General features: G+C 52.3%; 1 protein-coding gene. It reads right to left on the minus strand.

Annotated features, from left to right (window positions below):
- Window positions 1-1,508, minus strand: a 1,508-nt coding sequence (locus V6D20_16830; GenBank protein ID HEY9817445.1) for a phycobilisome rod-core linker polypeptide, incomplete at its 3' end; no start/stop codon positions are given.
- Window positions 1,509-1,799: the final 291 nt, after the last annotated feature.

Here is a 1,799-nt window from a genome sequence, read left to right on the forward strand (position 1 = left end):
AGTTGGTTGTTGATGCCCGGGCCACGATTAATCAAAATCCGGCGAGTATCTTTACCAAAGGGCGCAGGGCTGGTGCTGGGATTGCGAGTTTCCTTGGGGAAAATTGCGCCAAATTGAATTTCCAGCGGATCGTTCCCCGAGCCGTAGGGGTGTTGATCTGGGAAGGGCTGGTTGTAGGAGGCAAAGGTGGTGAGGAACTGAGGAATCTTGCGGAACGGCGCACTGTACTTAAACAGATCTTGCTGAGGGCCCCAGTTGCGGCATTCCTGAGCTTCTTGACCCAGACCGCGCAGGTAGGGTACCGTCTCTTCTCCGAAATAATCCGAATATTCTTGGGAGTCTACCAACGCATCCACCAAGGCAGATAGACCGCCCTGAGACACGATCGCAAAGTAGCGCTGCACCTCTTCCCGGCTGCTGGGCCCACGACCGAGGATATGCCGGAAAGCTAGTTCCAGCGCACGGCTGTTGATGTAGGGCTCAAAGAAGTTCTTGCGATAAAGAGGCGACTTGGTTAGGCGGCGGACAAACTCCTTCATGGAGATATCGCCGTTCTTCACCTTCGACTCTAGATCAGACAAGGACAAAGAATAAGCGCGGGTGATATCGCGCTCAAAGATTTGCCGGTAGGCCGCTTTCACGACATCGATTTTCTCCCCGCTGGAGAGCCCTGGCTTCATGGCGTAGACAGGACGGCGCTCCGAAGCGTTGTAGTAAATCTGAGGCAATGCCAAACCTTGCTGGTCAGACGAGGGACGCTGACGCACTTTGTTGGACGGCGTCGGCGCTTCAAACTCGGTCACCAAGACATCAAAGTATTGAGCGACAACAGAAGCGGCATCCAGATCTTTCTTGAAGTAGCCTAGGGCAGCTTGACGCATTTCCCGGAGGGCTACCAATGTGGCCACCCCAGAACAGGCGTTTTCAATAATTTCCCGCAACCCGCGCACGTTGACGGAAATGATATTGGGATCCCCTGCCACGATCGCGTAGGTGACATAGCGCAGGAACCAGCTCAGGTCACGCAGAGACTTCTGCATGTTGCTGGGGCCATAGCGAGCCACGTTAATGGGGCGGAACCCAGCCGGCACGGGGCCGCTGCTGGTTGCGCTAAAGAGCGATCGCAACCCTTCTAGAAACCCACCACCGCTTTCGACATAGGTGGCCGTACCCAGTTTCATGGATTCCTGGGTGTTCATTTCTTGACCACCCATGGTCACTGCAACCACGACGTCTTCATCGATGGGCTTTTCTAAGAAGGCTAACGGTGAGCCTCCTACGAAAATGCGGTTTGCAGCGCGGGAAACGATTAATTCTGAGTTTCTAGTTAAAATTTCTGATATTTCTAGTCGCTTTAGCCCAGACCCAAAGTAGCGAGACAGCTCACTGAGTTCTCCGCGCCCCAAGAAGCGATCTTGTTGTTCAGCCTGAGAGATAGTTGCAACGGGTAGGGTTTGATATAGCTGCGGACGTGCAACAGAGCTTCCACCACTTGCCTTAACACTCATCGGATTTCAAAAGCTCCCTTAGTTTCATACTTGCATCTAAATCTGCCCGGAGTGTCACCAGGTAAACACTTTTCGGTCTCCAGTCGGCGCAAGCTATCAAGTTGCGATCGCTGGCTAAGATTCACCGAAACGACGACCCAGGGTTAATAAACTCAGTCTTTAGAGTAAAACGTTTCGGGTTCACCACACGACTTTATTAAAAAGTGTGACAAGGGCCAACCGAATGTCTTGTAGGCAATCATAGAAGATAACGGTATCCTTCCTGAGAGTTGGTATAAGTTTTGTTACGTT

Source organism: Candidatus Obscuribacterales bacterium, from assembly GCA_036703605.1.
GTDB lineage: Bacteria > Cyanobacteriota > Cyanobacteriia > RECH01 > RECH01 > RECH01.